The sequence below is a fragment of the Sphingomonas sp. STIS6.2 genome, assembly GCF_000732685.2.
Taxonomy (GTDB): domain Bacteria; phylum Pseudomonadota; class Alphaproteobacteria; order Sphingomonadales; family Sphingomonadaceae; genus Sphingomonas; species Sphingomonas aerolata.
Map to the genome: position 1 here is coordinate 89,449 of NZ_JPDP02000041.1, position 25,723 is coordinate 115,171.

At 66.2% G+C, this 25,723-nt stretch carries 27 protein-coding genes; 14 read left to right on the forward strand and 13 right to left on the reverse strand.

What is annotated here, in order from left to right; translation table 11 throughout:
• Positions 1-82 precede the first annotated feature (82 nt).
• Positions 83-865, forward strand: a complete 783-nt coding sequence (locus sphst_RS06675) for a GcrA family cell cycle regulator (RefSeq protein WP_056406053.1) — start codon at positions 83-85, stop codon at positions 863-865.
• A 339-nt stretch (positions 866-1,204) separates the two neighbouring features.
• Here the strand turns inward: sphst_RS06675 and sphst_RS06680 are convergent, their stop codons facing one another.
• A complete protein-coding gene (locus tag sphst_RS06680) occupies positions 1,205-2,056 on the reverse strand; it encodes an outer membrane protein (protein ID WP_031394659.1) in 852 nt (283 codons plus the stop codon).
• Positions 2,057-2,218: 162 nt separating this feature from the next.
• Here sphst_RS06680 and parE point away from each other — a divergent pair, with 162 nt between their 5' ends.
• Entirely contained in the window at positions 2,219-4,222 is a 2,004-nt protein-coding gene (gene parE / locus sphst_RS06685) for a DNA topoisomerase IV subunit B (protein WP_043157211.1), read from the forward strand.
• 52 nt (positions 4,223-4,274) lie between these two features.
• On the opposite strand, the gene sphst_RS06690 is transcribed toward parE, so the two are convergent.
• Complete coding sequence (locus sphst_RS06690) at positions 4,275-5,072, reverse strand: hypothetical protein (RefSeq protein ID WP_056406055.1); 798 nt, start codon at positions 5,070-5,072, stop codon at positions 4,275-4,277.
• Between the two features lie 247 nt (positions 5,073-5,319).
• Between sphst_RS06690 and sphst_RS06695 the strand changes: the two genes are divergently transcribed.
• The 5 genes from sphst_RS06695 (at position 5,320) to queE (ending at position 10,207) form a co-directional block, all read left to right on the forward strand.
• Positions 5,320-6,510, forward strand: coding sequence for an aspartate aminotransferase family protein (locus sphst_RS06695; protein WP_031396001.1), 1,191 nt, complete (start codon positions 5,320-5,322; stop codon positions 6,508-6,510).
• Between the two features lie 168 nt (positions 6,511-6,678).
• Positions 6,679-7,602, forward strand: a complete 924-nt coding sequence (gene argF, locus sphst_RS06700) for an ornithine carbamoyltransferase (RefSeq protein WP_031396002.1) — start codon at positions 6,679-6,681, stop codon at positions 7,600-7,602.
• Positions 7,603-7,766: 164 nt separating this feature from the next.
• A complete protein-coding gene (hslO, locus tag sphst_RS06705; protein ID WP_031396003.1) occupies positions 7,767-8,672 on the forward strand; it encodes an Hsp33 family molecular chaperone HslO in 906 nt (301 codons plus the stop codon).
• 196 nt (positions 8,673-8,868) lie between these two features.
• Positions 8,869-9,573: a 7-cyano-7-deazaguanine synthase QueC gene (gene queC, locus sphst_RS06710; RefSeq protein WP_056406059.1), complete on the forward strand. Its 705-nt coding sequence runs from the start codon at positions 8,869-8,871 to the stop codon at positions 9,571-9,573.
• Between the two features lies 1 nt (position 9,574).
• Entirely contained in the window at positions 9,575-10,207 is a 633-nt protein-coding gene (gene queE / locus sphst_RS06715) for a 7-carboxy-7-deazaguanine synthase (protein ID WP_107045330.1), read from the forward strand.
• Positions 10,208-10,262: 55 nt separating this feature from the next.
• Here the strand turns inward: queE and sphst_RS06720 are convergent, their stop codons facing one another.
• From sphst_RS06720 to lipB, 3 genes are all read right to left on the reverse strand, one after another.
• Entirely contained in the window at positions 10,263-10,970 is a 708-nt protein-coding gene (locus tag sphst_RS06720; RefSeq protein ID WP_107045331.1) for a hypothetical protein, read from the reverse strand.
• Positions 10,971-11,249: 279 nt separating this feature from the next.
• On the reverse strand, positions 11,250-11,498 hold the full coding sequence (locus sphst_RS06725; RefSeq protein WP_031396007.1) for a hypothetical protein: 249 nt from the start codon (positions 11,496-11,498) through the stop codon (positions 11,250-11,252).
• Positions 11,499-11,589: 91 nt separating this feature from the next.
• A complete protein-coding gene (lipB, locus tag sphst_RS06730) occupies positions 11,590-12,261 on the reverse strand; it encodes a lipoyl(octanoyl) transferase LipB (RefSeq protein ID WP_031396008.1) in 672 nt (223 codons plus the stop codon).
• Positions 12,262-12,481: 220 nt separating this feature from the next.
• Here lipB and sphst_RS06735 point away from each other — a divergent pair, with 220 nt between their 5' ends.
• Together sphst_RS06735 and sphst_RS06740 are read left to right on the forward strand one after the other, a co-directional pair.
• Entirely contained in the window at positions 12,482-13,315 is an 834-nt protein-coding gene (locus sphst_RS06735) for a hypothetical protein (RefSeq protein ID WP_107045332.1), read from the forward strand.
• On the forward strand, positions 13,312-14,052 hold the full coding sequence (locus sphst_RS06740; RefSeq protein WP_056406063.1) for a hypothetical protein: 741 nt from the start codon (positions 13,312-13,314) through the stop codon (positions 14,050-14,052). Before sphst_RS06735 ends, sphst_RS06740 begins: the two co-directional genes overlap by 4 nt.
• A gap of 33 nt (positions 14,053-14,085) precedes the next feature.
• Here the strand turns inward: sphst_RS06740 and sphst_RS06745 are convergent, their stop codons facing one another.
• From sphst_RS06745 to sphst_RS06755, 3 genes are all read right to left on the reverse strand, one after another.
• On the reverse strand, positions 14,086-14,679 hold the full coding sequence (locus sphst_RS06745; protein WP_031393569.1) for a GNAT family N-acetyltransferase: 594 nt from the start codon (positions 14,677-14,679) through the stop codon (positions 14,086-14,088).
• A 10-nt stretch (positions 14,680-14,689) separates the two neighbouring features.
• On the reverse strand, positions 14,690-15,532 hold the full coding sequence (gene hemF / locus sphst_RS06750; protein WP_056406064.1) for an oxygen-dependent coproporphyrinogen oxidase: 843 nt from the start codon (positions 15,530-15,532) through the stop codon (positions 14,690-14,692).
• 68 nt (positions 15,533-15,600) lie between these two features.
• Positions 15,601-16,050, reverse strand: coding sequence for a tRNA (cytidine(34)-2'-O)-methyltransferase (locus tag sphst_RS06755; RefSeq protein ID WP_031393567.1), 450 nt, complete (start codon positions 16,048-16,050; stop codon positions 15,601-15,603).
• Positions 16,051-16,245: 195 nt separating this feature from the next.
• On the opposite strand from sphst_RS06755, the gene petA reads away from it, so the two are divergent.
• The 4 genes from petA (at position 16,246) to sphst_RS06775 (ending at position 19,883) form a co-directional block, all read left to right on the forward strand.
• Positions 16,246-16,812: a ubiquinol-cytochrome c reductase iron-sulfur subunit gene (gene petA / locus sphst_RS06760; protein ID WP_051916295.1), complete on the forward strand. Its 567-nt coding sequence runs from the start codon at positions 16,246-16,248 to the stop codon at positions 16,810-16,812.
• Positions 16,813-16,822: 10 nt separating this feature from the next.
• Positions 16,823-18,121 (forward strand): cytochrome b, encoded by a 1,299-nt coding sequence (locus tag sphst_RS06765; RefSeq protein WP_031393565.1) that lies wholly within the window; start codon positions 16,823-16,825, stop codon positions 18,119-18,121.
• 21 nt (positions 18,122-18,142) lie between these two features.
• A complete protein-coding gene (locus sphst_RS06770) occupies positions 18,143-18,985 on the forward strand; it encodes a cytochrome c1 (RefSeq protein WP_031393564.1) in 843 nt (280 codons plus the stop codon).
• A gap of 250 nt (positions 18,986-19,235) precedes the next feature.
• Positions 19,236-19,883 carry a hypothetical protein gene (locus tag sphst_RS06775; protein ID WP_107045333.1) on the forward strand — a complete coding sequence of 216 codons (648 nt, stop codon included), beginning with the start codon at positions 19,236-19,238 and terminating at the stop codon, positions 19,881-19,883.
• A 4-nt stretch (positions 19,884-19,887) separates the two neighbouring features.
• Here the strand turns inward: sphst_RS06775 and sphst_RS06780 are convergent, their stop codons facing one another.
• From sphst_RS06780 to ychF, 3 genes are all read right to left on the reverse strand, one after another.
• The gene (locus tag sphst_RS06780) at positions 19,888-20,349 is read right to left on the reverse strand and encodes a MaoC family dehydratase (RefSeq protein ID WP_107045334.1); all 462 of its coding nucleotides are present in this window, start codon (positions 20,347-20,349) and stop codon (positions 19,888-19,890) included.
• 14 nt (positions 20,350-20,363) lie between these two features.
• Positions 20,364-21,674, reverse strand: coding sequence for an alkaline phosphatase family protein (locus sphst_RS06785; protein WP_031393699.1), 1,311 nt, complete (start codon positions 21,672-21,674; stop codon positions 20,364-20,366).
• A gap of 72 nt (positions 21,675-21,746) precedes the next feature.
• Positions 21,747-22,844, reverse strand: coding sequence for a redox-regulated ATPase YchF (ychF, locus tag sphst_RS06790; protein ID WP_031393698.1), 1,098 nt, complete (start codon positions 22,842-22,844; stop codon positions 21,747-21,749).
• A 339-nt stretch (positions 22,845-23,183) separates the two neighbouring features.
• Here ychF and sphst_RS06795 point away from each other — a divergent pair, with 339 nt between their 5' ends.
• Positions 23,184-24,248 (forward strand): NAD(P)-dependent alcohol dehydrogenase, encoded by a 1,065-nt coding sequence (locus tag sphst_RS06795; protein ID WP_031393697.1) that lies wholly within the window; start codon positions 23,184-23,186, stop codon positions 24,246-24,248.
• 180 nt (positions 24,249-24,428) lie between these two features.
• Here sphst_RS06795 and sphst_RS06800 read toward each other — a convergent pair whose 3' ends face one another.
• Positions 24,429-25,034, reverse strand: a complete 606-nt coding sequence (locus sphst_RS06800; protein ID WP_031393696.1) for a TIGR02466 family protein — start codon at positions 25,032-25,034, stop codon at positions 24,429-24,431.
• Complete coding sequence (gene pth / locus sphst_RS06805; protein ID WP_031393695.1) at positions 25,031-25,600, reverse strand: aminoacyl-tRNA hydrolase; 570 nt, start codon at positions 25,598-25,600, stop codon at positions 25,031-25,033. Before pth ends, sphst_RS06800 begins: the two co-directional genes overlap by 4 nt.
• Positions 25,601-25,723: the final 123 nt, after the last annotated feature.

Below are 25,723 nucleotides of genomic sequence, written 5' to 3' on the forward strand. Positions count from 1 at the left end.
GTTGCGGGTAATCGCTGCCGCTGTCGCCCGCAACCCGGTTGACGAAGACTATACCGGCCGACCCGAAGACTGAGGAACGAACATGTCCTGGACCGACGAGCGTATCGAGACGCTCAAGACGATGTGGGAAGCCGGCCAGACCGCCAGCCAGATCGCCGAAGCGCTGGGTGGCGTCAGCCGCAACGCCGTGATCGGCAAGGCGCACCGCCTCGAGCTTCAGGCGCGCCCGTCGCCGGTGAAGCCCAACGATCCCGACGCGAAGAACGCAGAAGCGAAGGTCGCGGAGGCGAAGGCGGCGGAGGCCAGGCCGGCCGAGTCGCCCGTTGTCGACACGCCGCCCGTGGTCGCCGCCGAACCCGTCGCCGCAGCGCCGGCTCCCGCGCCTGAACCCGCACCCGTTGCCGCTGCACCCGAGCCCGCACCGCGTGCGGCGCCCGTCGCCGCCGATGCGGATGAAGACGCCGACGAGGACGAGGATGAGGACGACGACGCGGTCGAACCCGCCGCCGCACCGGTCCGCGCACCACAGCCGATCCTGCGCTCGATCGGACCCGGCGGCTTTCTCCGCCAGGCGCCCGGCGAGCAGCAGCCGCCGAGCACGCCCGCCCCGCCGCGGCGTCTCGTCCCCGCCAAGCCTTCGCCTGAAATGGCGGGCAAGACGAGCCTGCTCGAGCTCAACGACCGCATCTGCAAGTGGCCGCTCGGCCATCCCGGCGAGCCTGATTTTCACTTTTGTGGTGACAAGGTGAACCCGGGCTTCCCGTACTGCGTCGCGCATTGCGGTCACGCCTATCAGGCACAGCTGCCCCGCCGCGACCGCCGCCCGACGCCGCCACTCCCCTTCGGCGGCCCGCGCGCACGCTGAGATGGGGGGGGGCGTTTTCGCTATCCGTGCTTCGGATGCATGCCTGTCGCGGAGCCAATCCCCAAGGCACCACCCCGGCGGAGGCCGGGGCCCAGTTGGGAAGGCCGTGGTAACGGCAGGCAACGCGTAATTGCCTCGGTCGCCCAACTGGGCCCCGGCCTTCGCCGGGGTGGTGTTTTGCGGAGACCATATTCACGAAAAAAGGGCCGCCTCCCTTATCGGGGAGCGACCCTTTATCCTCACCCGCGCCGCGGCGAAGCCGCGTCGTCGGACGTCGCTAGTGCGGCGCCGGCCGAGCTTGGGTGGTGTGACGCCGTTTGGCGTCACACCACCCTGCGCTTAGAACCGGAATGCCGCCGTCGCGCGCAGGCTGTGCCAGCGGAACTTGTCGTCGCTGCGACGGAAGTCCGTGCCGGTCGTGTTCGGCGCCAGCACGAACGGGTTCGTCGCCGGCTGGGTGCCCTGCGTCACGCGGACGCGGAAGTCGTCGTCCTGATACTGGTGGAACATATATTCCATGCCGACAGAGATGTTCGGCGTGACCTTTTGCTCGATGCCGCCGCCGCCGAGGATGCCGAACTGCTGGCGCTTGCCGCTCTGCTGATAGGCGTTGCCGGTGTTGGTGCTGTAGAAATCCCGGTCGATCTTGGCATAGCCCGCACCGAACGTGCCGTAGAACAGCGTGGTGTTGACCGCATAGCCTGCACGGCCGCGGATCGAGGCTTCCCAGTCGACGCTGCGCGTCATCACATAGCTGGCGGGCGTCGTCGAGAAAGCGGTGACGCTGTCGGTGATCTCGCTCTTGCCGAATTCGCCGACCACGCCGACGACGATGTTGCCGCGCTGCGCGTCCATGCCGACGCGGCCATAATATGCGGCGCCGTCCTTATCCTTGCGGCAGCCGCGGCCACCGGTCAGCGTCGTGGCGGTCGTCGCGCCGTTGCAGAACCCGCTGCTGAACGCGTTGGCGCCGGCTGCCGTCGTCACCGCATCCCCGAACCGTCCGTCGAGATTGCGGTCGAACAGGATCGACGATCCCGCGTCGTTCGGCTGCACGTCATAACCGCCCGCTGCGCCGACATAGAGACCGTTGAACGGTGCGTCCTCGGTGGTCTCCTGCGCAAATGCCGGCGATGCCGTGAGACCGAGAATGACCGCGCCAGCGAGGCCGGCATAGAGGGATGTGCGCATGTAAGCTCCGGATATGATTGATCTAAGACGACCAAGAAACGGAGCGTCCCGCCGATATATCCGCGATCATGACGTAAACATGACAGAAAGTTCATGTTGTGGCTTTTCCGCAACAGCGGTTGCGCGCTTGCACGGATCGCTGGCTAAGCCATATACCACGTCATGCCAGAAGACCTGCCTGAAGGCCTGTTCACGACCCCGTCAAAGACCGCCCCGACCTATGACGCGTCCTCGATCGAGGTGCTCGAGGGGCTCGAACCCGTCCGCCGCCGCCCGGGCATGTATGTCGGCGGCACCGACGAGCGCGCGCTGCACCATCTCGCCGCCGAAGTGCTCGACAACGCGATGGACGAGGCGGTCGCGGGTCACGCGACGCGGATCGAGGTCACGCTCGAGCCCGGCAACCGCCTGACGATCGTCGACAATGGCCGCGGCATCCCGGTCGATCCGCATCCCAAATTCCCGGACAAGTCCGCGCTCGAGGTGATTCTCTCAACGCTGCATTCGGGCGGCAAGTTCGCGGGCAAGGCCTATGCGACCTCGGGCGGTCTGCACGGCGTCGGCATCAGCGTCGTCAACGCGCTGTCGTCCGACACTGTCGTCGAGGTCGCGCGCGACCGCCAGCTATACCGCCAGCGCTTCGCCAAGGGGCAGACGCTCGGCCCGATCGAGCGGCTCGGCACCACCCCCAACCGCCGCGGCACCAGCGTCGCCTTCACCCCCGATACCGAGATCTTCGGCAACGAGCTGCATTTCAAGCCGCAGCGGCTGCACAAGCTCGTCCGGTCCAAGGCCTATCTGTTCGCGGGCGTCGAGATTCGCTGGCACTGCGCGCCCGAACTGATCAGCGACGATACGCCCGCGCAGGCGGTGTTCCAGTTTCCCGGGGGGCTCGCCGACCATTTGCGCGATCAGGTCGCGGGCCGCGAATGCGCGACCGCCGACTTCTTCTCGGGCTCGCAGGATTTCCCGAGCGCGCACGGCGAGACGCAGGGGCGCGTCGAATGGGCGATCGCCTGGCCGCTGTGGAGCGACGGCTCGTACAGTTGGTATTGCAACACCATCCCGACCCCCGATGGCGGCACGCACGAACAGGGCCTGCGCCAGGCGCTGGTGCGCGGCCTCCGCGCGTTCGGCGATCTGGTCGGCAACAAGAAGACCAAGGATATCAGTGCGGACGACGTGATGATCGGCAGCGAGCTGATGCTGTCGGTGTTCATCCGCGAACCGCAATTCCAGAGCCAGACCAAGGATCGCCTGACCAGCCCCGAGGCCGCGGGCCTCGTCGAGAAGGCGGTCCGCGACCATTTCGACCATTTCCTCAGCCACAATATGGACCGCGGCAAGGCGCTGCTGAACTATGTGCTCGAGCGGATGGACGAGCGCCTGCGCCGCAAGCAGGAACGCGACGTCAAGCGCAAGACCGCGACGTCCGCCCGCAAATTGCGGCTGCCCGGCAAGCTGACCGACTGTTCCGCCAACTCGCCCGAGGGCACCGAGCTGTTCATCGTCGAGGGCGATTCCGCTGGCGGCTCGGCCAAGCAGGCGCGCGATCGCAAGACGCAGGCGATCCTGCCGATCCGCGGCAAGATCCTGAACGTCGCGTCCGCGACCAGTGCGAAGATCTTCGCGAACCAGGAAATCGCCGATCTGACGCTGGCGCTCGGCTGCGGAACGCGGAAGGACTGCGTGGCGGACAACCTGCGCTACGAGCGCGTAGTCATCATGACCGACGCCGACGTCGACGGCGCGCATATCGCGACGCTGCTGATGACGTTCTTCTTCCAGGAGATGCCCGACATCGTCCGGCGCGGGCACCTCTATCTCGCGCAGCCGCCGCTCTACCGTCTGACCGTCGGCACCAAGAGCGTCTATGCGCGCGACGACGCGCACCGCGCCGAACTCGAACGCACGGTGTTCAAGGGCAAGAAGGTCGATGTCGGCCGCTTCAAGGGGCTTGGCGAGATGAACCCAGGCCAGCTCCGCGAGACGACGATGGACCCCGCCACCCGCGGCATGCTGCGCATCACCCTGCCGCAGGAATATGAGGAGCGGGCAGGCGTGAAGGACCTGGTCGACCGCCTGATGGGCAACAACCCCGCGCACCGCTTTGCCTTTATCCAAGAAAATGCCGGCCGGCTGGACGAGGAAGCGATCGACGCGTGACCATTGGGGCAAGCGGGGGCCGTTCGATAGCCGCCCCCGCTTGCCTCCGGGATCACTGCCTGTGTGCGACCATCGTCGAGGTCTTCCCGTGTTTCAGGTCGTTGACCGCGGTGGTCATCGTCGTGCCGTCGGGCGAGAGCGACATGCTATACGTACCGATCGGCGTATCGCCCTCGTAATCGGTTTCGAACAGAGTCGTCGGTCCGGTCTGTTTCAGAGCGACCTTCGTCCAGCCCGGATCCCCGGTCACCGTTGCCGGCGGACCGTCGATCGTCGCGGCATAGGATATGCCGGTCGGCGTCGAGAAGGCCATGGTCTTACCGTCCTGTGCGAAGGTGAAGACGAGGCCCGTGTCGGATACCTGCGTATCCGTGGTTTCGCGCCACGCACCCGATAACGCATGGGCACCCGCCGGGGCGGGTGCGACGCGCGCATTGACCGTCGTTCCCGTCACCTCCACGCCGCTCGGTGCGGTCCGGTCGACAAAGGCGGAGGACGAACTCTGCCCGTCCGCGGCCAGCGTCACCGTCGCCTCGGCGACTGTCTTTCCGCTCTTCCGGAACGCGCGCTTGACCGTCGTCGCATCCACCACCGCGACCGATGCCTCGTCATAATAGGGATTGCCGACGATCGGGTGAAACGCGCCATCGGCGGGGAATTTCAGCGCGGGCTTGCACGTCGTGCAGCTGAAGGTGCCCGCCTGCAGGAGGATGATCGAGGGATTCTCCGCGGGTTGGCTCGCCTTCACATCTCCCTTCCAGGTGCCGTCGAACACGCCCTTGGCAAGCGCGGGGGTGGTGGCAAGAGCCATGGCCAGCATCACTGCCAGGCCGGTCGCATAGCGTTTCATACGTCAACCTCCTCTCGATGGGGACGCGACTGGGCTTGCGCCGGCGCGTTTGCGACGTCGGATGGAGCCGAGGGGAAGATTGCGCGTGCTGCCGGGGCGCCGCAAGCGGAGTCCGCGCCTTGGTACGGATCAGACAGGGCTGCGTCGGACGTCCGCGGTGTTGACGCCCATCCCCCGTCACCGGTATTAGGCGCCTCCGGGGCGGTCCATCACGGGCCGCCCTTCTCGTTTCGAAGAGGAAGCGCCTGTGACCATCACCCCGCTCATGCCCGTCTACCCGCGGTGTGGCGTGCGTCCGGTCCGAGGCGAGGGCGCCTATCTGTTCGGTGAGGACGGCCAGCAATATCTCGACTTCGCCAGCGGTATCGCGGTCAACGCGCTTGGCCATGGCCACCCCCATCTGACCAAGGCGATCGCCGATCAGGCCGCGACGCTGATGCACGTGTCGAACCTGTACGGGTCACCACAGGGCGAGCATCTCGCGCAGCGGCTCGTCGACAATACGTTCGCCGACACCGTGTTCTTCACCAATTCGGGTGCAGAAGCGGTCGAGTGCGCGATCAAGACCGCGCGCCGCTATCATTTCGCGAACGGCAATCCCGAGCGTCACACGCTGATCACGTTCGACACCGCGTTCCACGGCCGCACGCTCGGGACGATCTCGGCGACCAATCAGGCCAAGATGCGCGACGGGTTTGAGCCGCTGTTGCCCGGATTCGCCTATGCCAAGTTCAACGATCTCGAGGGTGCGCTCGCGCTGATCGACGACAACACCGCAGGGTTCCTGGTCGAGCCGATCCAGGGCGAGGGCGGTATCCGCCAGGCGAGCCCCGAATTCCTCCAGGGCCTGCGCAAGGCGTGCGACGAGCACGGCCTGCTGCTGGTGCTCGACGAGGTCCAGTGCGGCTATGGCCGGACCGGCAAGCTGTTCGCGCACGAGCTTTACGGCATCACCCCCGACATCATGTCGGTCGCCAAGGGGATCGGCGGCGGCTTCCCGCTCGGCGCGTGCCTTGCGACCGAGGAGGCGGCCAAGGGCATGGTCGCGGGCACGCACGGCTCGACCTATGGCGGCAACCCGCTCGGGATGGCGGCGGGCGAGGCGGTGCTCGACGTAATCCTCGAGGACGGGTTCCTCGAGCATGTCGCCACGATGGGCGATCGGTTGCGGCAGGGCCTCGAACAGATGATCCCCAACCATGATCACCTGTTCGACAGCGTGCGTGGCACCGGGCTGATGCTCGGGCTGAAGCTGAAAAGCGACAGCCGTGCGTTCGTCGCGTTCGCGCGCGATCATCACAACCTGCTGCTGGTGGCCGCGGGGGAGAACGTCATCCGCATCCTGCCGCCGCTGGTGATCGACGAGAGCCATATCGCCGAATGCATCGACAAGCTGTCGACCGCCGCGCGCGTTTATGTGCCGGCCGCCGACGATTGAGCGCCTTTGCGCGGTCACTAAACCCCGTTCGTCCTGAGTAGCCACTGAGCGAAGTCGAAGTGGCGTATCGAAGGACTGGCCCGCTTGGGGCACTGTCCTTCGATATGGGTCTTCGGCTTCGCTCAGCCCCTACTCAGGACGAACGGAACTTCTTACGGGGTCGTTACCATGAACAACCGCCATTTCCTGAATCTCACCGACGCCGGCCCCGACGGCGTCGCCGCGATGCTTGCCGACGCGCTCGATCGCAAGGCCGCGCGCGCCGGCTTCCCCAAGGGCCGCACGGATGCTGACGCCCCGCTTGCCGGCCACACGCTGGCGATGGTGTTCGAAAAAAACTCGACGCGTACACGGTTCAGCTTCGACATGGCGATCCGCCAGCTCGGCGGGACATCGATCGTCGCCGATGCCGGCAGCATGCAGCTCGGGCGCGGCGAATCGATCGCCGACACCGCGCGCGTGCTGTCGGGCTATGTCGACGCGATCATGATCCGCACCGACGATCATGCCAAGGTCGAGGAGATGGCGCATCATGCCAGCGTCCCCGTCATCAACGGGCTGACCGACGCGTCGCATCCGTGCCAGATCATGGCCGACCTGCTGACGATCATCGAGAGCGGCAAGGCGCTGCCCGGGCTCAAGGTCGCGTGGCTGGGCGATGGCAACAACGTGCTCGCCTCGATCGTCGAGGCCGCCGGGCTGATGCAGTTCGACGTCGTCGCCGCCTGCCCGCAGGGGTTCCAGCCCGAGGAGGAGGCGATCGTCCGCGCCTCTGGCCGCGCGCGCGTCGTCGCCGATCCGCGCGAGGCGGTCGACGGTGCGGACATCATCGTCACCGACACCTGGATCTCGATGGGGCAGGCCAATGCCGAGAGCAAGCTGAAGGCCCTTGCCCCCTATCAGGTCGACGCCGCGCTGATGGCGCTCGCGCGGCCCGATGCGAAGTTCCTCCACTGCCTCCCCGCGCATCGCGGCGAGGAGGTCACGCCCGAGGTGATCGACGGTCAGCAGTCGCTGATCTGGCAGGAGGCCGAAAACCGCCTCCACGCGCAGAAATCGGTGCTGCGCTGGTGCTTCGGGCAGATCGGCTGAAGCGCCCGATTGGTTGATCGGGCGCAGGTCAGCCCCCATTTCCGTCATTCCCGCGGAGGCGGGAATCCATAAACTCCGAGCTGGTGATGAGACCACCAGCGTATGTCGCTTTGGATCCCTGCCTGTGCGGGGATGACGCCGCGACGGGGGATGCCGAAGGAACGATGGTGAACGACCCCAACATGACCGATCTCGACCGCGCGCTGGCGTTTGCTATCCCCGCGCGCAGCGCCCGTGGCCGGATCGTCCGGCTCGGTACCGCGCTCGACGAGGTGCTCGCCGCGCACGCCTATCCGCCTGCGATCGAGAAGCTGCTCGCCGAGGCGCTGACGCTCGCCGCGCTGATCGGCTCGACGCTGAAGGACGCGAGCGGCCAGCTGACGATGCAGACGCGGACCGACAATGGCGTCGTCCAGCTGCTGGTCTGCGATTACCGCGGCGGCGAGGTGCGCGGCTATATCGAATATGACGCGGACAAGCTTGCCCAGGCGCCCGCCGAGCCGACCCTGTTCGCCTTGTTCGGCCAGGGCTATCTCGCGATCACCTTCGACATGGCGAGCAGCAACGAGCGGTATCAGGGTATCGTCCCGCTCGATGGCGATACGCTGTCTGAGGCCGCGCAGAGCTATTTCACCCAGTCCGAGCAGATCCCGACAATGGTCCGTACCGGCATGGCGAAGGGCCCCGACGGGCGCTGCGTCGCGGGCGGCCTGTTCCTCCAGCATCTGCCTGAGGGCGAGGACGGCCGCGAGCGGCTGCATACCAAGCTCGACCATCCCGAATGGGAGCATGTCGCGACGCTCGGCAACACGATGGGCGCGGACGAGCTGACCGATGCGGCGCTGCCGCTCGAGACGCTGGTGTGGCGGTTGTTCAACGAGGACAGCGACGTCCGCATCCTTGCCGATATTCCGATCACGCGCGGCTGCCGGTGCGATCCCGATTATATCCGGGGCGTAATTGCGAAATTCCCGATCGACGAACGCCGCGACATGGCGGACGAGAGTGGCTTCATCCAGGTCGACTGCGCATTCTGTGCAAAGAAATTTCCGGTTCCGGTCGAGGAATGACGCGTTTCTCATTCACGTGACGGTGGGAAATTGCGCGGCGTTAATGCGCTGTTTACCGCGCCGGGCTATACCTCCCTCGTGCTTTAGAGATTTCAGCACGTTTCTCCCTTGAGGCTGCTATTAGCGCCAACCTTTCAGGGCCGCCTTCGGGCGGCCCTTTCTTTTTGCCGCGGTCTGGCCTAGCGCGTCGCGCATCATGACATCATCAGCTCCCTTAGCGGTCGCCCTCGTCTCGGGCGGCCTCGACTCGATGGTTTCCGCCGCCATGCTGCGGGAATCCGGCCGGCGCCTGCTCGCGCTGTCGTTCGATTATAACCAGCGCCACCGCGTCGAGCTCGACGCCGCGCGCCGCGTCGCCACCGCGCTTGGCGCCGAACGTCATATCGTCCTGCCGATGGACCTGTCCGCGTTCGGCGGCTCGGCGCTCACCGCGGATATCGACGTGCCCAAGGACGGCGTCGGCACCGACGATGCGGGTGGCATCCCCGTCACCTATGTTCCCGCCCGCAACACGATCTTCCTCAGCCTTGCGCTCGGCTGGGCCGAGGCGGCGGGCGCGCGCGATATCTATATCGGCGTCAACGCGCTCGATTATTCGGGCTATCCGGATTGCCGTCCCGAATTCATCGCCGCATTCGAGGGGCTGGCCGAACTCGCGACCAAGGCGGGGGTCGAGGGCGATCCGTTCCGCATCCAGGCGCCGCTCCAGCACATGACCAAGGCGGATATCGTCCGTGAGGGCACGCGGCTCGGGCTCGACCTCGGGCTCAGCTGGTCGTGCTACGATCCGACGCCCGACGGCAAGCATTGCGGCGAGTGTGACAGCTGCCGTCTCCGCTCGCGCGGCTTCGACGAGGCGGGGATCGCGGATCCCACCGTCTATGCGGTCAAGCCGGTCTGACATGAGTTACGCGGTCAAGGAAATGTTCCTGACACTGCAGGGGGAGGGCGTGAATGCCGGCCGCCGGGCGGTGTTCGTGCGCTTTGCCGGGTGCAATCTGTGGTCGGGACGCGAACAGGACCGCGCGACCGCGGTCTGCCGGTTCTGCGACACCGATTTCGTCGGCACCGACGGGCTGGGCGGCGGCAAGTTCGCCGATGCGCGTGCGCTGGCGGACGCGGTTGCGGGGTTCTGGGGCACGGGCACACAAGATCGGTTCGTCGTGCTCACCGGGGGCGAACCGATGCTCCAGACCGACGATGCGATCGTCGATGCGCTTCACGCTGCGGGCTTCCGGATCGCGATCGAGAGCAACGGCACCCTGCCGGTCCATCCCGGCATCGACTGGGTATGTATCAGCCCCAAGGCGGGTAGCGTCGTCGTCCAGCGTCATGGCGACGAGCTGAAGCTGGTCTGGCCGCAGCCCGGTACCGACATCGTCGATATCGAGACATGGGATTTCGCGAACCTGCTGCTCCAGCCGCTCGACAACCCGCAGGCGGATGCCAATCGCGATGCCTGCGTCGCGCTGGTGATGGAGCGTCCGCAGTGGCGCCTGTCGCTCCAGACGCACAAGATGCTGGGGCTGCGCTAGGCCGCCTTCCGCTCCGGCAGGGAAGGCCCCCGGCTCATGGGCCGGGGGGTGATCGTCAGCGGTTGGCGATGCCGACGCCCGCCGCGGGGGGCCAGTCGAGCGCGCCGCACTTCTTGGCGACCCATTCGGCCTTCTTGTTCCAGCAGATCGGGTCGAGCCGCGGCATCTTCACCCGGTCGCGGCCGATATAGCGTGGGAAACGCTGTTCGCCCCAGGGGATCAGGCTGTTGCGCAGCTCGCGCGTGCGCTGCAGCGTCAGGTCGCCGAACTTGCCGCGCGGCGTGAACAGCGCGTCACGGCCGATCGATGCGGTCGTCTGGCAAAAGCCATATTGCGCGGCGACGGTCGCGAAGTTCGAATAGGTGCGCGTGCCGAACTGGTCGAGCGCGGCCTGGCCGGCCTTGACGCCCTTGGCCTTGTTGACGCGGAGGAAGTATTTGCCGAGCGTGTCGAAGGCGCCCTGCAGTTCGGTGCCGTGATCGGCGAGGATCGCATTGTAGTTCGACACCGTCAGCAGCGTCGGTTCGAACTGGCACTGGAGGGCCGCGACGTTCAGCGCCGCGCGCATGTGCCAGACCATCGCCGCGCGCTTCTCCGCGCTGGTGGCGTCGGGCATCGCCTGGCCGAGATCGGCCTCGTCCCCGGTCACCGCCGGCGCGGAGAAATCGCGCGATTGCAGAAAAAACTGAGCCGAGGCGGGCTGAGCCAACGCCATCGAGCCGCTCGCCGCGCAGAGCGCCAGCGCAGTACGCACCATCTTCATTCCCAACTCCCCGGGCATTCCATCCCGAGATTTCTAAAGCGTTTCTTGCCAACTCCCAACTGTTTTGAGGGGCCCGGCAGCCGATCGCGGCTTCGGGTACGGTCCGGGCCGCAGATTTCCGTCGCAGCCGAAACGAGATCGCGCATCGCGGGCGGTCGACCGGGTTCGAGGTGGCATCGCACATCCCGCCGCCGCGCGGTCAACTTGGCCCCAACGACAAGGGGCCGCCCGGTTTCCCGGACGGCCCCTCGCATCACGTAATCTTCCGAAACCGGAAAATTACATCATGTTGTTGGTCATCATGGTGTCGTTCGACATCATCGTGTCGTTCGCCATCATGCCGTCGTTCATCGCGCCGTCAACGGCGGTCATGTTGTCGGTCATCGTGTCCATGCCTTCGGTGGCATTCATGTCGGTGACCATCGTGTTGTCGGTCGTGGTCTCGGTCTTCGGACCGCATGCCGAAACGGCAAGCGCTGCGCTGGCGATCAGCGAACCGGTCAGAACCTTGGAGATGAGTGAACGCATTTGGAAGCTCCCTAGATAGAGGATTTGGTAGGCCTGGAGGCCAGGTATATACCCAAATCGTAGTGGACATTAATCTGTAAAGGCCTGGCCCTCAAGCCTCGTTTTCTTGAGCCAAAGAAAGTGTTTCAAGGAACACGCCGCTCGTCAACGTCAGGGCAGCGTCAAAAGTTGCCATGTCGACCTTCGTGCCCAGCGATTTCAGACTGGTAACGGGGTATTCCGCAAGCCCGCACGGCACGATTCCGCCGAAATGCGTCAGGTCAGGATCAATATTGACCGCAAAACCGTGCAGCGTCACCCAGCGCTTCACGCGCACGCCGATCGCACCGATCTTCGCCTCGCGGCCGCCGAGATTGGGATCGCGCGTCCAGATGCCGACACGGCCCTCGACCGAAAACGCGGCGACGCCAACCTCGCCGAGCGCCGCGATCACCCAGTCCTCGACCGCATGGACGAAGCGCCGGACGTCGCGCCCGCGTCGTCCGAGGTCGAGCACCAGATAGCCGATCCGCTGCCCCGGCCCGTGATAGGTGTATTTGCCGCCCCGTCCGGTATCGAACACGGGAAAGCGCGGATCGACCAGGTCGACCGGATCCGCGCTGGTCCCCGCGGTATAGACCGGCGGGTGCTCGAGCAGCCAGATCAGCTCGCGTGCATCGCCCGTGGTCACCGCGGCGGCGCGCGCCTCCATCTCGGCGAGCGCGGCGGCATAGGGGGTCAGGCCGGTATCGGTCCGCCATTCGAGCCCGTCGGTTCGCGACAGTGGATCGGCGGGCGCGAGGCGGCCGGAGGTCGGGAAGGGGGAAGCGGTCACGCGACCCATCTGCGCACTCGCCGCCGGTGATGCAAGCGGGCAGGGGCCTGCCACGCCGGCTGGTCCAACCGTCGCGGGAGTGGTCAAGGCCTGGGGCTTGGGCTACGTCGCGGCGGTATCGGGCATGCGTGCCAGGCGGCGAACGGGGAACAGGCGGATGGGAAGAGGCGTGAAAATCGGCACGGTCTGGGATCGTACCACCGAGGTGCTGTCGGGGCGTAGCGGCCAGATCGCGGCGGTTGCGTTGCCGACCCTGGTCCTCCCGCCGGTCGTCAACAACGCGCTCGTCCTGCTCGTCCCGCCGCAGCCGGCGGTGCAGCTCGTCGCCGGCATCGTCGCCGGCATCGTCGCCGTGGCGTCCGCGTTGCTCGCGATCCTGGGGTCGCTCGCGATTCTCGCGCTGGCGACGCAACCCTCGACCGGCCGCACCGACGCCTATCGTCAGGCGTGGGCGCGGCTGCTGCCCGCGCTCGGCGTGTCGCTCGTCGTCGGACTGATCGCGCTGGTTCTGATGGCGCCGGTGTTCATCGCGCTGATCGCGTCGCATTTCGACTTCGCCGCCGCGTCCGCTGCCGCCAGCGCGCCCGCGCGAATGCCGCAGCTGCCGCGTGCGACGGCGATGTTCGTCGTCCTCTACAGCCTTGCGCTGATCCTGCTCGCCATCTGGGCCAGTGCGCGGCTGATGCTGCTGACCGCGGTCGTGCTCAACGAACGGCTCGGGCTCGGCGCGATCCGCCGCTCGATCGCGCTGACCCGCGGGCTCACCTGGAAGCTGATCGGCGTGCTTCTGCTGTTCGCGATCGTGTTCGCGATCGCCACCTTCGCCGCTCAGGCCGTTGTCGGGCTCGTCTTTCGCCTGATCCTCGGCGGGGACCAGATCCCGACCGCGATGTTCCTTGCCGGGATCGCCGGCGCGCTTGCCAGTGCGGCGCTGATGGCGCTCGCCTATGTCTTCACGGCACAGCTCTATGTCGCCACCCGAGAGAAACCGATCACCGAATGAAAATCGACTTTACGGGCGTGTTGAAAGACGCCTGGGCCCTGTTCAAGCGCGACCGCGATCTGCTGCTCCGGATCGCCGGGCCCTTCCTGTTCCTGCCTGCCTTCGCGCTCGCGCTCGTCGTGCCCGACCCGCCGCTGCCCGATGCGGCGACGCGCGGCGACGAGGCGCAGGCGCTGGTCTGGGCGCAGGCGGTGACCGACTGGGCGGGGGCGAATGGCGGCTGGTACTGCCTGGCCTATGCGCTCAGCTTCTTCGGCATGGCGGCGGTCTATACGCTGTATCTCGACCGTGACCGGGTCGATATCGGCACAGCGCTCAGGCGTTCTGCCACGCTCCTGCCGCGCTATCTGCTCGCGATGATCCTGGTGTCGCTGCCAGCGGGGGCGGGGCTGCTTCTCTATGCGATTCCCGGCCTCTACATTCTTGGCCGGACGATGATGACCGGGCCGGTGCTTGTCGCCGAGGGACCGATCGGCGCGTTCGCCGCGATCCGGCGCAGCCTGTCGCTGACGCGCGGCGCCGGCCTGCCGCTCATGTCGCTCGCCGCGTTCGGCTATATGAGCGGTTGGCTGCTCGGCATGCCGTTCATGGCGCTCGATGGCGCGATGCGCGATGGTGGACAGGGCAATCCGGTGGCGATCGCGCTCGTCGATGCCGGCGCGGCGGCGGCTGCCACCGCCTCGGGGGTCGCGATGGCGCTGATCGCGGTGTCGGTCTATCGGCGGCTGGGGCGCTAGGCGGTCGCGGACCGTCGTGATCCGCCCGCGGGTCTAGCGGCGTCCGCCCAGAAACGGGATCTGCGGCGCGACGTCGGCGGGCAGCATCCCGGTCGCGCGCGGATCGGGAAAGGTCTCGATCGTCCGCCGCGTCGCGACGAAGCCCTGCGCGCGGTAGAAGCCGAGCGCGTTTGGATGGTCGAGCGTACAGGTGTGCAGCCAGACCCGCTCGACACCCCTGGTCCAGGCCCGCGCAAGCGTCTCCGCCATCAACCACCGACCATGTCCCTGGCCGGCGAGTTCGGGGATCAGCCCAAAATAGGAGATCTCGCAAGCGCCCGCCCGGCGCAGGTCGAGTTCGAGCATCCCCACCTCGATCCCCGCCGGGTCGACCACCGCATGCACCGCAATGCCCGGATCGCCAAGGATCGCAGCAAGCGCGGCATCGTCCATCGCCAGCCGCGAGAACCACAGCCAGCGCGATCCGACCCGGGCGAACAGCGCACGATAGCCCTCCAGCGTCGGCCGCTCCCAGCGCAGCAGCCGCAGTCGCGACGTCGGCATCGGCCTGAGCGGCGGCTTGCGCGGCATTTCGAGCGTGGTCACGATCGTGGCGAGCACGTCGTCCGCGACGGGGATCAGCGCCACCGGCCCCCGCTCACGACCATGTGGCGCGGGGCGGCAGGCTCATCAGGATCGCCTCGATATTGCCCCCGGTCTTCAGCCCGAACAGCGTGCCGCGGTCATAGACGAGGTTGAACTCGGCATAACGACCGCGCCATTCGAGCATCGCGGCCTCGTCCTGCGGTGTGAACGGCGTGTCCATCCGCCGCCGGACGATCCGCGGATAGGCGTCGAGAAACGCTTCGCCGACGTCGCGCGTGAACGCGAAATTGGCGTCGAAATTGCCGTCGAGATGATCGAAGAAGATCCCGCCGACGCCGCGGTTCACCTTGCGGTGGGGGATCTGAAAATAGGTCTCCGCCCAGTCCCGGAAGCGCGGGTAGTAAGCCGGGTCGTGCGCGTCGCAGGCGGCCTTCATCGTCGCATGGAAATCGGCGGTGTCCTCGGCGATCGGCAGCGGCGGGTTGAGATCGCCGCCACCGCCGAACCAGCGCTTGGTCGTGTTGAGGAAGCGGCAGTTCATGTGCACCGCTGGGACGTGCGGGTTGGCCATGTGCGCGACCAGGCTGATCCCGGTCGCGAAGAACCGCGGATCCTCGCCCGCTCCGTGGATCGACTTGGCGAACTCGCCCTCGAAGGTGCCGCCGACGGTCGAGACGTTGACGCCGACCTTTTCGAACACCTTGCCCTTCATGACGCCGCGCACGCCGCCACCGCCGGGTTCACCCGACGGATCGATCCGATCCCAGGGGGTATAGTCGAACACGGCATCCGACCCGGCCTCGCGCTCGATCGTCTCGAACTCCGCGCAGATCCGGTCGCGCAGCGATTCGAACCAAATGCGGGCGGCGGCTTGCTGGGGGTCGAGCTCGGTCATGGCACTGTCCTACAAATCCTGGTCGGGGCGGGGAAGGGGCGCGTTCGCCCGACACTCCCCCCGGTAGGTCAGGCGGGCCAGCCGTCCGTCTGCCGCAACGCCTCTGCCGCGACGATCGCGGTCGCGACCGAGATGTTCATCGATCGCAGGCCGGGCCGCATCGGGATCAGCACGCGCAGATCGGCGCGGGCATGGACGTCGTCGGGGACGCCCGCGCCCTCGCTGCCCATCAGCAGCACGTCGTCGGACTGGAACGTCGCCGCGTCGAGCCGGACCGCGCCCTTCGTCGTCAGCAGGACGATGCGCCCGCGGACCTGGTCGCGAAACGCCGCCCAGTCGACATGCCGGACGATCTCGACCGCGCCGACATAGTCCATCCCGGAGCGTGCGACCGCCTTTTCGTTCCAGGTGAACCCCATCGGCTCGATCAGATCGACCGCGAGTCCGAGACAGGCGGCGGTCCGCAAAATGGCGCCGACATTGCCGGCGATATCAGGTTGGTAGAGGGCGATACGCATACCGCTGCCTCTAATCCGGAACGCGCTGCAGTCAAAATGCTGTTGGCAAAGCGGGCTTGCGCCGTCTATCACCTATGGGCCTCCGTGGGGACGGTCGGGCAGGATGGGCGTGCGGTGCGGCGAACCGGCATGCGCATCGGGCCACGAGAATAAAGATAAACTGCAAGGGCGAGATGAATGGCGATAGTCGACGACATGGTTCCACCCGGCGAGTCGCCTGAACCGTTTCACGAAGAGGCGCACGATCCGCGCCGCCGCGATTTCATCAATATCGCCGCCGTATCCTTCGCCGGGGTCGGCGCCGTCGCGATCGTCCTGCCGCTGATCAACCAGATGAACCCTTCGGCCGACGTGCTGGCGCAGTCGACCACCGAGATCGACCTGTCGAAGATCCTGCCTGGCCAGGCGATCAAGACGAGCTTCCGCAAGCAGCCGCTGTTCGTGCGCAACCTGACGCCGAAGGAAATCAGCGAGGCCGACGCGGTCGACGTATCGACGCTGCGCGACCCGCAGACGCTCGAGGAGCGGACCAAGGCGGGCAAGAAGAATTGGCTGATCACGCTGGGCGTCTGCACGCATCTCGGTTGCGTCCCGCTCGGCGCGGGCGAGGGTGAGAACAAGGGCCCGTTCGGCGGCTATTTCTGCCCGTGCCACGGTTCGGCCTACGACACCGCCGCGCGCATCCGCAAGGGCCCCGCACCGACCAACCTTCAGGTGCCGGACTATGCCTTCAACTCCGACACCGTCGTCACGGTAGGCTGAGGAAACAACCATGAGCTTTCCCTGGGCCAAGCAATACGAACCGAAGCTGCCGCTGACGCGGTGGCTGGATGAACGGCTTCCCGTTCCTCGGCTCGTCTACAACGCGGTCGGCGCCGGTTACCCGGTCCCGCGCAACCTCAATTATTTCTGGAACTTCGGCGTCCTTGCCGGTGCCGCGCTGGCGATCCAGATCATCACCGGCATCACGCTGGCGATGCATTACGCCGCCAACGGCGCGGTCGCGTTCGACTCGGTCGAACACATCATGCGCGACGTCAATGCGGGCTGGTTCCTGCGTTATGCGCACGCCAATGGCGCGTCGATGTTCTTCATCGTCGTCTACACGCACATCTTCCGCGGGCTCTATTACGGCTCGTACAAGGCGCCGCGCGAGATGGTCTGGCTGCTCGGCGTGACGATCTTCCTGCTGATGATGGCGACCGCGTTCATGGGCTATGTCCTCCCCTGGGGGCAGATGAGCTTCTGGGGCGCGCAGGTCATCACCGGCTTCTTCTCGGCGATCCCGCTGGTCGGCGACACCATCCGCATCTGGCTGCTCGGCGGATTTGCGCCAGACAACGCCGCGCTCAACCGCTTCTTCTCGCTGCACTATCTGCTGCCGTTCGTGATTGCGGGCGTCATCATCCTGCACATTTGGGCGCTGCACATCCCGGGGTCGAACAACCCGACCGGCGTCGACGTGAAGGGCAAGCAGGATACCGTGCCGTTCCACCCCTATTACACCGCGAAGGATGGCTTCGGGCTCGGCATCTTCCTGCTGGTGTTCGCCGGCCTGCTGTTCTTTTTCCCGAACTATCTCGGTCATCCGGACAATTACATCCCGGCGAACCCGCTCTCGACGCCCGCGCATATCGTCCCCGAATGGTATTTCTGGCCGTTCTACGCGATCCTGCGCGCCTTTACCGCGGACTTCATCCTGCCCGCCAAGCTCTGGGGCGTGCTGGCGATGTTCGGCTCGATCCTGCTGCTGTTCTTTCTGCCGTGGCTCGATAATTCGCCGGTGCGCTCGATGAACTACCGTCCCAAGGCGCGGATCGCGTTCTGGGTGCTGGTCGCCGACATCCTGATCCTGGGCTATTGCGGCGGTGCACCGGCGACGGCGACCTATGTGATCCTCAGCCAGATCTGCGCTGCCTATTATTTTGCGCATTTCCTGATCATCCTGCCGCTGATCTCGCGGTCCGAACGGCCCCGGCCGCTGCCCAATTCGATCACCGAGGCGGTGCTGGCCAAGCGTGGCGGGACGAGCCCGGCGCACACCGCGCTCTCCCCCAAGCCCGCGCACTGATACGGACTAGAGGATACATATATGGTTCGTCTCATCGCATCCCTGGTCGGCGCCGCCTTCGTGCTGGTGCTCGGCATCGCGCTCTTCGGCAGCGTGTCGGGCGTCATCACCGACCCCGTCGCGCCGTCCGCCGAGAGCGTCGCGCACAAGCATCCCAAGGAGCTCGAGCTCGCCTCGAACGGGGTCTTCGGCAAGTTCGACCGCCGTCAGCTCCAGCGCGGATTCCAGGTCTATAAGGAAGTCTGCTCGGCCTGCCACTCGCTGCGGCTGGTGTCCTTCCGCGATCTCCAGAAGATCGGCTATTCGGAGCCCGAGGTTAAGGCAATCGCCAACCAGTGGGTGATCGAACAGCCGACGATCAACCCCGAAACCGGCGAAGCCGCGACACGAAAGAACATCCCGTCGGATCGCTTCCCGTCGCCGTTCGCCAACGAGGTCGCCGCCCGCGCCGCCAACAACAACGCGCTGCCACCCGATCTCTCGCTGATCACCAAGGCGCGCGAGGAGGGCACCGCCTATGTCCACTCGCTGCTGACGGGCTACACCAATCAGCCCGCCGCGCTGATCAAGCAGTTCCCCGACATCAAAACGCCCGAGGGTCTCTACTACAATCCGTATTTCGCGAACCTCAACATCGCGATGCCGCCGCCGATCACGGCGGACGATCAGGTGGCCTATGCGGACGGGACCAAGGCGACGAAGGAACAGATGTCGGCAGACGTCTCGGCCTTCCTGACCTGGACGGCAGAGCCGAACCTGGAGTCGCGCCACGCCGTCGGCGTCGCGTCGATCCTCTTCATCCTCGTCTTCTGCGGCCTTGCCTGGGGCGCCTATCAGAACGTCTGGCGCGACGTGAAGCATTGATCCCGCGCCGCGGCTACCGCGGCATCAGGGTGTGAACGACGGCGGATCGGGGCAACCCGGTCCGCCGTTTCGCGTTTGGCGACCCGCTGGCTGCCCGTGTCCGTGCCTGTGTCCCGGCGCCGCGCGCCCATGGCCCACCTACGGTCCCGGCGCGCGTCAGCCGTCGTTCATGGAACCTGCGGTAGGTCGGTATTGTTGTGCGACCAATGGCGGCGCGTTGGGTCCGCTCTCCAGGTACGGGAGATTTTCGATGTTTTTCAAGCGACTAGGACTGGTCAGTCTCGCCATTGGTGTCGGCCTCGGCGTGGCCGGTTGCACCGATGGGTATGGCTATGGCGGCGGCGGGATCGGCTATGCGAGCGATCCCTATTATGGCGGCGGCTACGGCAACGGCTATTATGACGGCTATGGCGGCGGATACGGGGCCGGTTATGCTGGCGTCGGCCTCGGCTCCTATTATGGCTGGTATGGCGACTATTATTATCCGGGTACCGGCGGATACGTCTATGATCGCAACCGTCGTCCGCACCGCTGGAACGGCGCGCAGCAGCGCTACTGGCAGGGGCGTCGCGGCAATTATCGCGGTGCCGGCAACTGGGGCAATTTCGCCCGCGGCAACAGCCCCGCCGCGCGCGACTATCGCCAGGACCGGCGTGGCGCGAACCGTGACTTCCGTCAGGGTCGGCGCGAGGACCGTAACCAGCTGCGCGACGGTCAGATCACGCGCGAGCAATATCGCGGCGAACGACGTGAAGCGCGGCAGAGCTATCGTGGCGAGGCACGTCAGGACCGGCGTGAATATCGTCAGCAGCGCGGCAATGGCGGCGGGTTCCGCGGTCGTGGCGGCGGCGGCGGCGGCCGGGGCGGCGCCTATATGAACGTCCCCGTCCCGAAGTGACGGATCAGGATGCAGGCGCGCCCGTCGGGCGCGTCTGCATCAGCGCGTTCGACACGAACGTCATCACCATGACATCGTCCTGATTGAACACCTGCATCCGGCTTTTCACGATCCCCATTTCGGGGCGGCTGGCGGAAACCCGTTTGTCGAGCACCTCGGTCACGCAGCGCAGCGTGTCCCCCGGATAGACGGGCTTCAGCCACTTCAGTTCATCGATCCCGGGCGATCCGAGACTCGCCTGGCGATGCTCGCCGATATGCTCGACCAGCATCGCCATCGTCATCGCGCAGCTATGCCAGCCGCTTGCGGACAGCCGGCCGAAGTGCGTCTTCGCCGCGGCTTCGTCGGACAGATGAAAGGGCTGCGGGTCGTATTTCTCGGCAAAGGCGATCACCTCGTCGCGCGTCACCGGATAGTGGCCGAACGCCGCGGTCGCCCCGACTGCGATATTTTCGAAATACTGCACGCCCGCTGCTCCTCCTATCGTCGCAGCACCTTTTGGAAGGGCGCGTCGTTGCCGTCCAGCCCCGGTTCCGCGGGCAGCCCGATCAGGTCGCGCAACAGCGGCTCGACCGCGACATTGTCGAAGCTCGCGATGGTCTTGCCACCGATGAACGCAGGACCGTTCGCGATGAACAGCGCGCGCATTTCCGGGGCGGCATTGTCATAGCCGTGCGAGCCGCCGGCCGAGATCTTGGTGGGCGTCGTCCGATCGACGCGCCAGCCGACGTCGGCGAGGCACAGATAGCTCGGGACGCGCGGATTGCGGCCATAATGGAAGCGCGCCGGGATCTCCGCCTTGCGCCAGCATTGCAGGTGGTCGTGCTTGCGCAGCAGTCTGGCCTCAAGCGCGGCCTCATGCCCGGGCACCGCGAACAATGTCGCATAGGCGCCCGTCTCGACGAGGCGATAGTCGGCCGGTGCCGCAATCCGGTCCATCGCGACGACGCGTGTGCTGCTGGTCGCCGCCATGCCGTGGTCCGACACGATGACCAGATTGGCCGGCTGGCCGAGCGTCGCGAGCCCGTCGACGAGGCTGCCGATGCTGCCATCTACCTCGGCGGCTGCCTGCGTCGTCAGGGGGGAGTCGGGGCCGTTGTCGTGCGCGGCCATGTCGACGGTATCGAAATACAGCGTCACCAGCTTTGGTCGGATCGCGGCGGGTCGCCGCATCCAGTCGAGGACGGCATTGACGCGCTGCGTGGCGCTGATCTGCTGGTTGAACTGCTGCCAGTCCTGCGGCCGGGTGCCGCCGTCGATCGCGCCGTGGCTGTTGGGTTTCGGCGTGCCGCCGACCGCGACATTGGCGCCCGGCCAGAACATCGTCGCGGTCCGGATCCCCGCCTTTTCGGCATCGACCCAGATCGGCGAGCTTTGGCTCCACCAGAAGGGATCGTCGCTCGCCATGGTGAATTTCTCACCGGGCCGCGCGGGATCCTCCATCGTGTTGCCGACGATGCCGCTGCGATCGGGTCTGAGCCCGGTCACCAGGGTCCAGTGATTGGGGAAGGTGACGCTCGGGAAGGACGGTCGCATCGCCGCAAAGACGCCGCCGGCGCGCAACCGGTTCAGGTTCGGCGTGACGCCCCGGTCGAGATAATCGGGGCGGAAGCCATCGATCGACACGAGGATCGTCACCGGTGCCCGGACCGCCAGCGGCTGCGCGCCCTGAGGAGCGGCCGTGGCGGTCGCGGGGGCAGCCTGAGTCACCGGCGCCAGGGCAGGGGGCGTGGCCGGATAGGCACAGCCACCGAGCGCGAGTGCCAGAGCTGAAAACGTCGCGTGTCTCATGCCGTCTGTTCTGCTCGCTACGCCCGCCCCCGGCGCGTGACTACACACGCAGGGGGCGTGACATTGTTGGGATCAGCTGTGCAGGAAGTGCATCACGTCGCCGTCATGGACGACATAGGCCTTGCCCTCGGCGCGCAGCTTGCCCGCCTCGCGCGCCTTCGATTCTCCGCCCAGCGCGATGAAGTCGTCGAACGCGATCGTCTCGGCGCGGATGAAGCCCTTCTCGAAATCGCCGTGGATCTCGCCCGCCGCCTGCGGCGCGGTCGCGCCCGCATGGACGGTCCAGGCGCGTGCCTCCTTCGGGCCGACCGTGAAGAAGGTCAGGAGGTGGAGCAGCTTGTAGCCTGCGGTGATGACGCGAGCGAGGCCGGTCTCTTCCAGCCCCAGCTCGCCCAGGAATTCGCCGCGATCTTCGGCGGGCATCGTCGCGATCTCGGCCTCGATCGCTGCCGACACGACGACCGCCTCGGCACCCTCGGCCGCGGCCTTCTCGAACACGCGCGCCGACAGCGCATTGCCGTTCGCGGCATCGCCCTCGTCGACGTTGCAGACGTACAGGACGGGCTTGGCGGTCAGCAGCTGCGCCTGTGCGAACACGCGCGCCTCGTCCTCGTCCTTGGGTACCGTCAGCCGAGCGGGCTTGCCCTCGCGGAGCAGCTCGAGCGCCTGGCCGAGCACGGCGGCGCCGATCTTGGCCTCCTTGTCGCCCTGCATGCCCTTCTTGGCGAGGTTGGGGACGCGCTTCTCGAGGCTTTCGAGATCGCTCAGCATGAGTTCCGTTTCGACGGTCTCGGCATCGGCGATCGGATCGACCTTGTTGTCGACATGCGTCACGTCGCCATTTTCGAAACAGCGCAGAACATGGACGATCGCGTCGACCTCACGGATGTTGCCGAGGAACTGGTTGCCGAGCCCTTCGCCCTTCGACGCGCCGCGCACGAGGCCGGCGATGTCGACGAAGCCGAGCTGGGTCTCGATGATCTTCTGCGAGCCGGCGATCTTCGCCAGCGCGTCGAGCCGCTTGTCGGGCACGCCGACATTGCCGACGTTCGGCTCGATGGTGCAGAACGGATAGTTCGCCGCCTGCGCCGCGGCCGTCTCGGTCAGCGCGTTGAAGAGGGTGGACTTGCCAACGTTCGGCAGCCCCACGATGCCGCAGCGAAAACCCATGATATGCCCTTGGTATAAGATTGTGCGGGCGCTTTAGGGCAGGGCGAGAAGGAACGCCAGCAAGGACGCCTACGCACATGACCGAGCGCGACTCCCCTTATCTCTCCCACCCCGGCGAAGGCCGGGGCCCAGTTGGGGGACGTCGCTTATTGAGGTCGGCACGCCGTTACTGCCACCTTTCCAACTGGGCCCCGGCCTTCGCCGGGGTGGTCGCTGATTTCAACGTTCTACTGATCGACCTAAACGATTGCCGCAAAGCAGCAAAATTATCGTACCGCTCGGTAGATATTGCGAGTCCCGTGCGTATATCGCGCTCTGCCAGTCAGAATTAGGAATAGCATGACCACCACCGCCAAGGGCTACGCCGCCCAGTCGCCCGAGACGCCGCTCGCACCGTTCAGCTTCGAACGCCGCGCGCCGGGCAAGACCGACGTCGCGATCGACATCGCATTCTGCGGCGTCTGCCATTCGGACCTCCACACCGCCAAGGGCGAGTGGGAAGGCACACTGTATCCGTGCGTTCCGGGCCATGAGATCGTCGGCCGCGTCACCGCGGTTGGTGACGATGTCACCAAGTTCAAGGTCGGCGACATCGCCGGCGTCGGCTGCATGGTCGACAGCTGCGGCCAGTGCCCGTCCTGCACCGATGGCGAGGAGCAATATTGCGAGACGACCGGGTTCGTCGGCACGTATAACGGCCCCGATCCCGTGCTCGGCGGTCACACCTTCGGCGGCTATTCGGACCATATCGTTGTCGATGAGGGCTTCGTGCTGAAGGTCTCGCATCCCGAGGCCGATCTCGCCGCGGTCGCGCCGCTGCTCTGCGCCGGGATCACGACCTATTCGCCGCTGAAGCACTGGAAGGTCGGCCCCGGCCAGAAGGTCGGCATCGTCGGTCTCGGCGGTCTCGGTCACATGGGCGTCAAGATCGCCAACGCGATGGGCGCCGAGGTCTATGTCTTCTCGACCTCGCCGAACAAGCGCGAGGATGCCAAGCGTCTCGGCGCGAAGGACCTGATCGTGTCGAAGGACGCCGATGCCATGGCGGAGCATGCGAACAGCTTCGACTTCATCCTCAACACTGTAGCTGCGCCGCACAATCTCGACCCGTTCCTCGAGCTGCTCAAGCGCGACGGCACGATGACTCTGGTCGGCGTGCCTGCCGAGCCGCATCCGTCGCCCTCGGTCGGCAACCTGATCTTCCGCCGTCGCCAGCTGGCAGGCTCGCTGATCGGCGGGATTGCGGAGACGCAGGAAATGCTCGATTTCTGCAACGAGCACGGGCTGGTCTCGGACATCGAGATGATCAAGATGGACGAGATCGAGCCGGCCTATGACCGCATGGTCAAGAGCGACGTGAAGTATCGCTTCGTCATCGACATGGCGTCGATGCCGACGGCCTGATCGCCACTTTTCGTCATCCCCGCGCAGGCGGGGATCCATACGGGCTGCCCTTCGCGAGTAATCGTCAACGCCGGCCAGTCTGGATTCCCGCTTCCGCGGGAATGACAAGAGGGATGGTGCCACCCTTTTCCCGTCATCCTGACTTTCGTCAGGATGACGGGGTGGTGAGGTTCCTCTACCTTACCACCGATAATTGAAACTGATGCTGATCCGCTCGCCCTTGGCGGCATTCGGCACGACCTCGTGGCGCAGCCAGCTCTCCCACAGGAACACGCTCCCGGGCTTCGGCCCCGCATAGACGAACGTCCGCAGATCCTCCGGCGCGTCGTCGAGCCGAGTTGGCGCAGCCATCATCATCGGCAGCCGCGGATCCTCCAGCTTCAGCGCGCCCGCGCCTTCGGGGATCGTCACATACATCGTCCCCGACACGACGCTGTGCGGATGGATATGCCCCGAATGCGCGCCGCCTGGCTTCAGGACGTTCACCCACAGGCTGTCGAGCTTGAGTTTGCGCCCGCCCAGATCGAACGCGCAGTCCTTGGCGAATTGCGCGACATGCTTGTTGAGCAGCCGCACCAGATCGCCGAAGCGCGGATCGCGCAGCGGCAGGTCGTTCAGCGACGCATAGGACGTGTACCCGCGATAGCCATGCGCCTTCGACCAAGCGACGCCCGCGCGGTCCGCCTTGGACAGTTCGAGCGCGGCGTCCTCGAGCTCCTCGACCAGATTGTCGTCGCCGAGATCGGCCTCGTAGAAGCGCGTGGCGAACAGCGAGCGGGTGGTCATGGTTGCATCCTCACAGCGACATCATTCATGAAACGGACGTCGTCGCCCGCCGCCAGCCACGCCGCCTCCGCGGCGACCGCGCCGAGCATGTCGGACAGCGGCTCGATCTCCGTCTTGGCGTAATTGCCGAGCACATAGCCGGTGACCCGGTCCTTGTGACCCGGATGCCCGATGCCGAGCCGTACGCGCCGGAAATCGGGGCCCAGATGCTGGTCGGTCGAGCGGAGCCCGTTATGCCCCGCGGTCCCGCCGCCGGTCTTCACCTTGACGCGGAAGGGGGCGATGTCGAGCTCGTCGTGGAACACCGTCAGCGCATCGACGTCCAGCTTGTAGAAGCGCAGTGCCTCGCCGATCGCGCGGCCGCTCTCGTTCATGAAGGTCGCGGGCTTCAGCAGCAGGATCTTTTCCGATCCGATCCGGCCTTCCTGCGTCCAGCCCTGGAACTGCTTCTTGACCGCGCCGAAGCCGTGCACCGCGGCGATCGCGTCGGCGACCATGAACCCGACATTGTGCCGGTGCATCGCATATTGCGCCCCCGGATTGCCGAGTCCCGCCCAGATCTGCACGTGTGATTCTCCAAAAACGATCGTTGCCCGCGCCCCAAACCGTCATTCCCGCGGAGGCGGGAACCCATAGTGGCAAACCTCTCGATTCCATAGGAAGGTCCGAGGGTCTGGATCCCCGCCTGC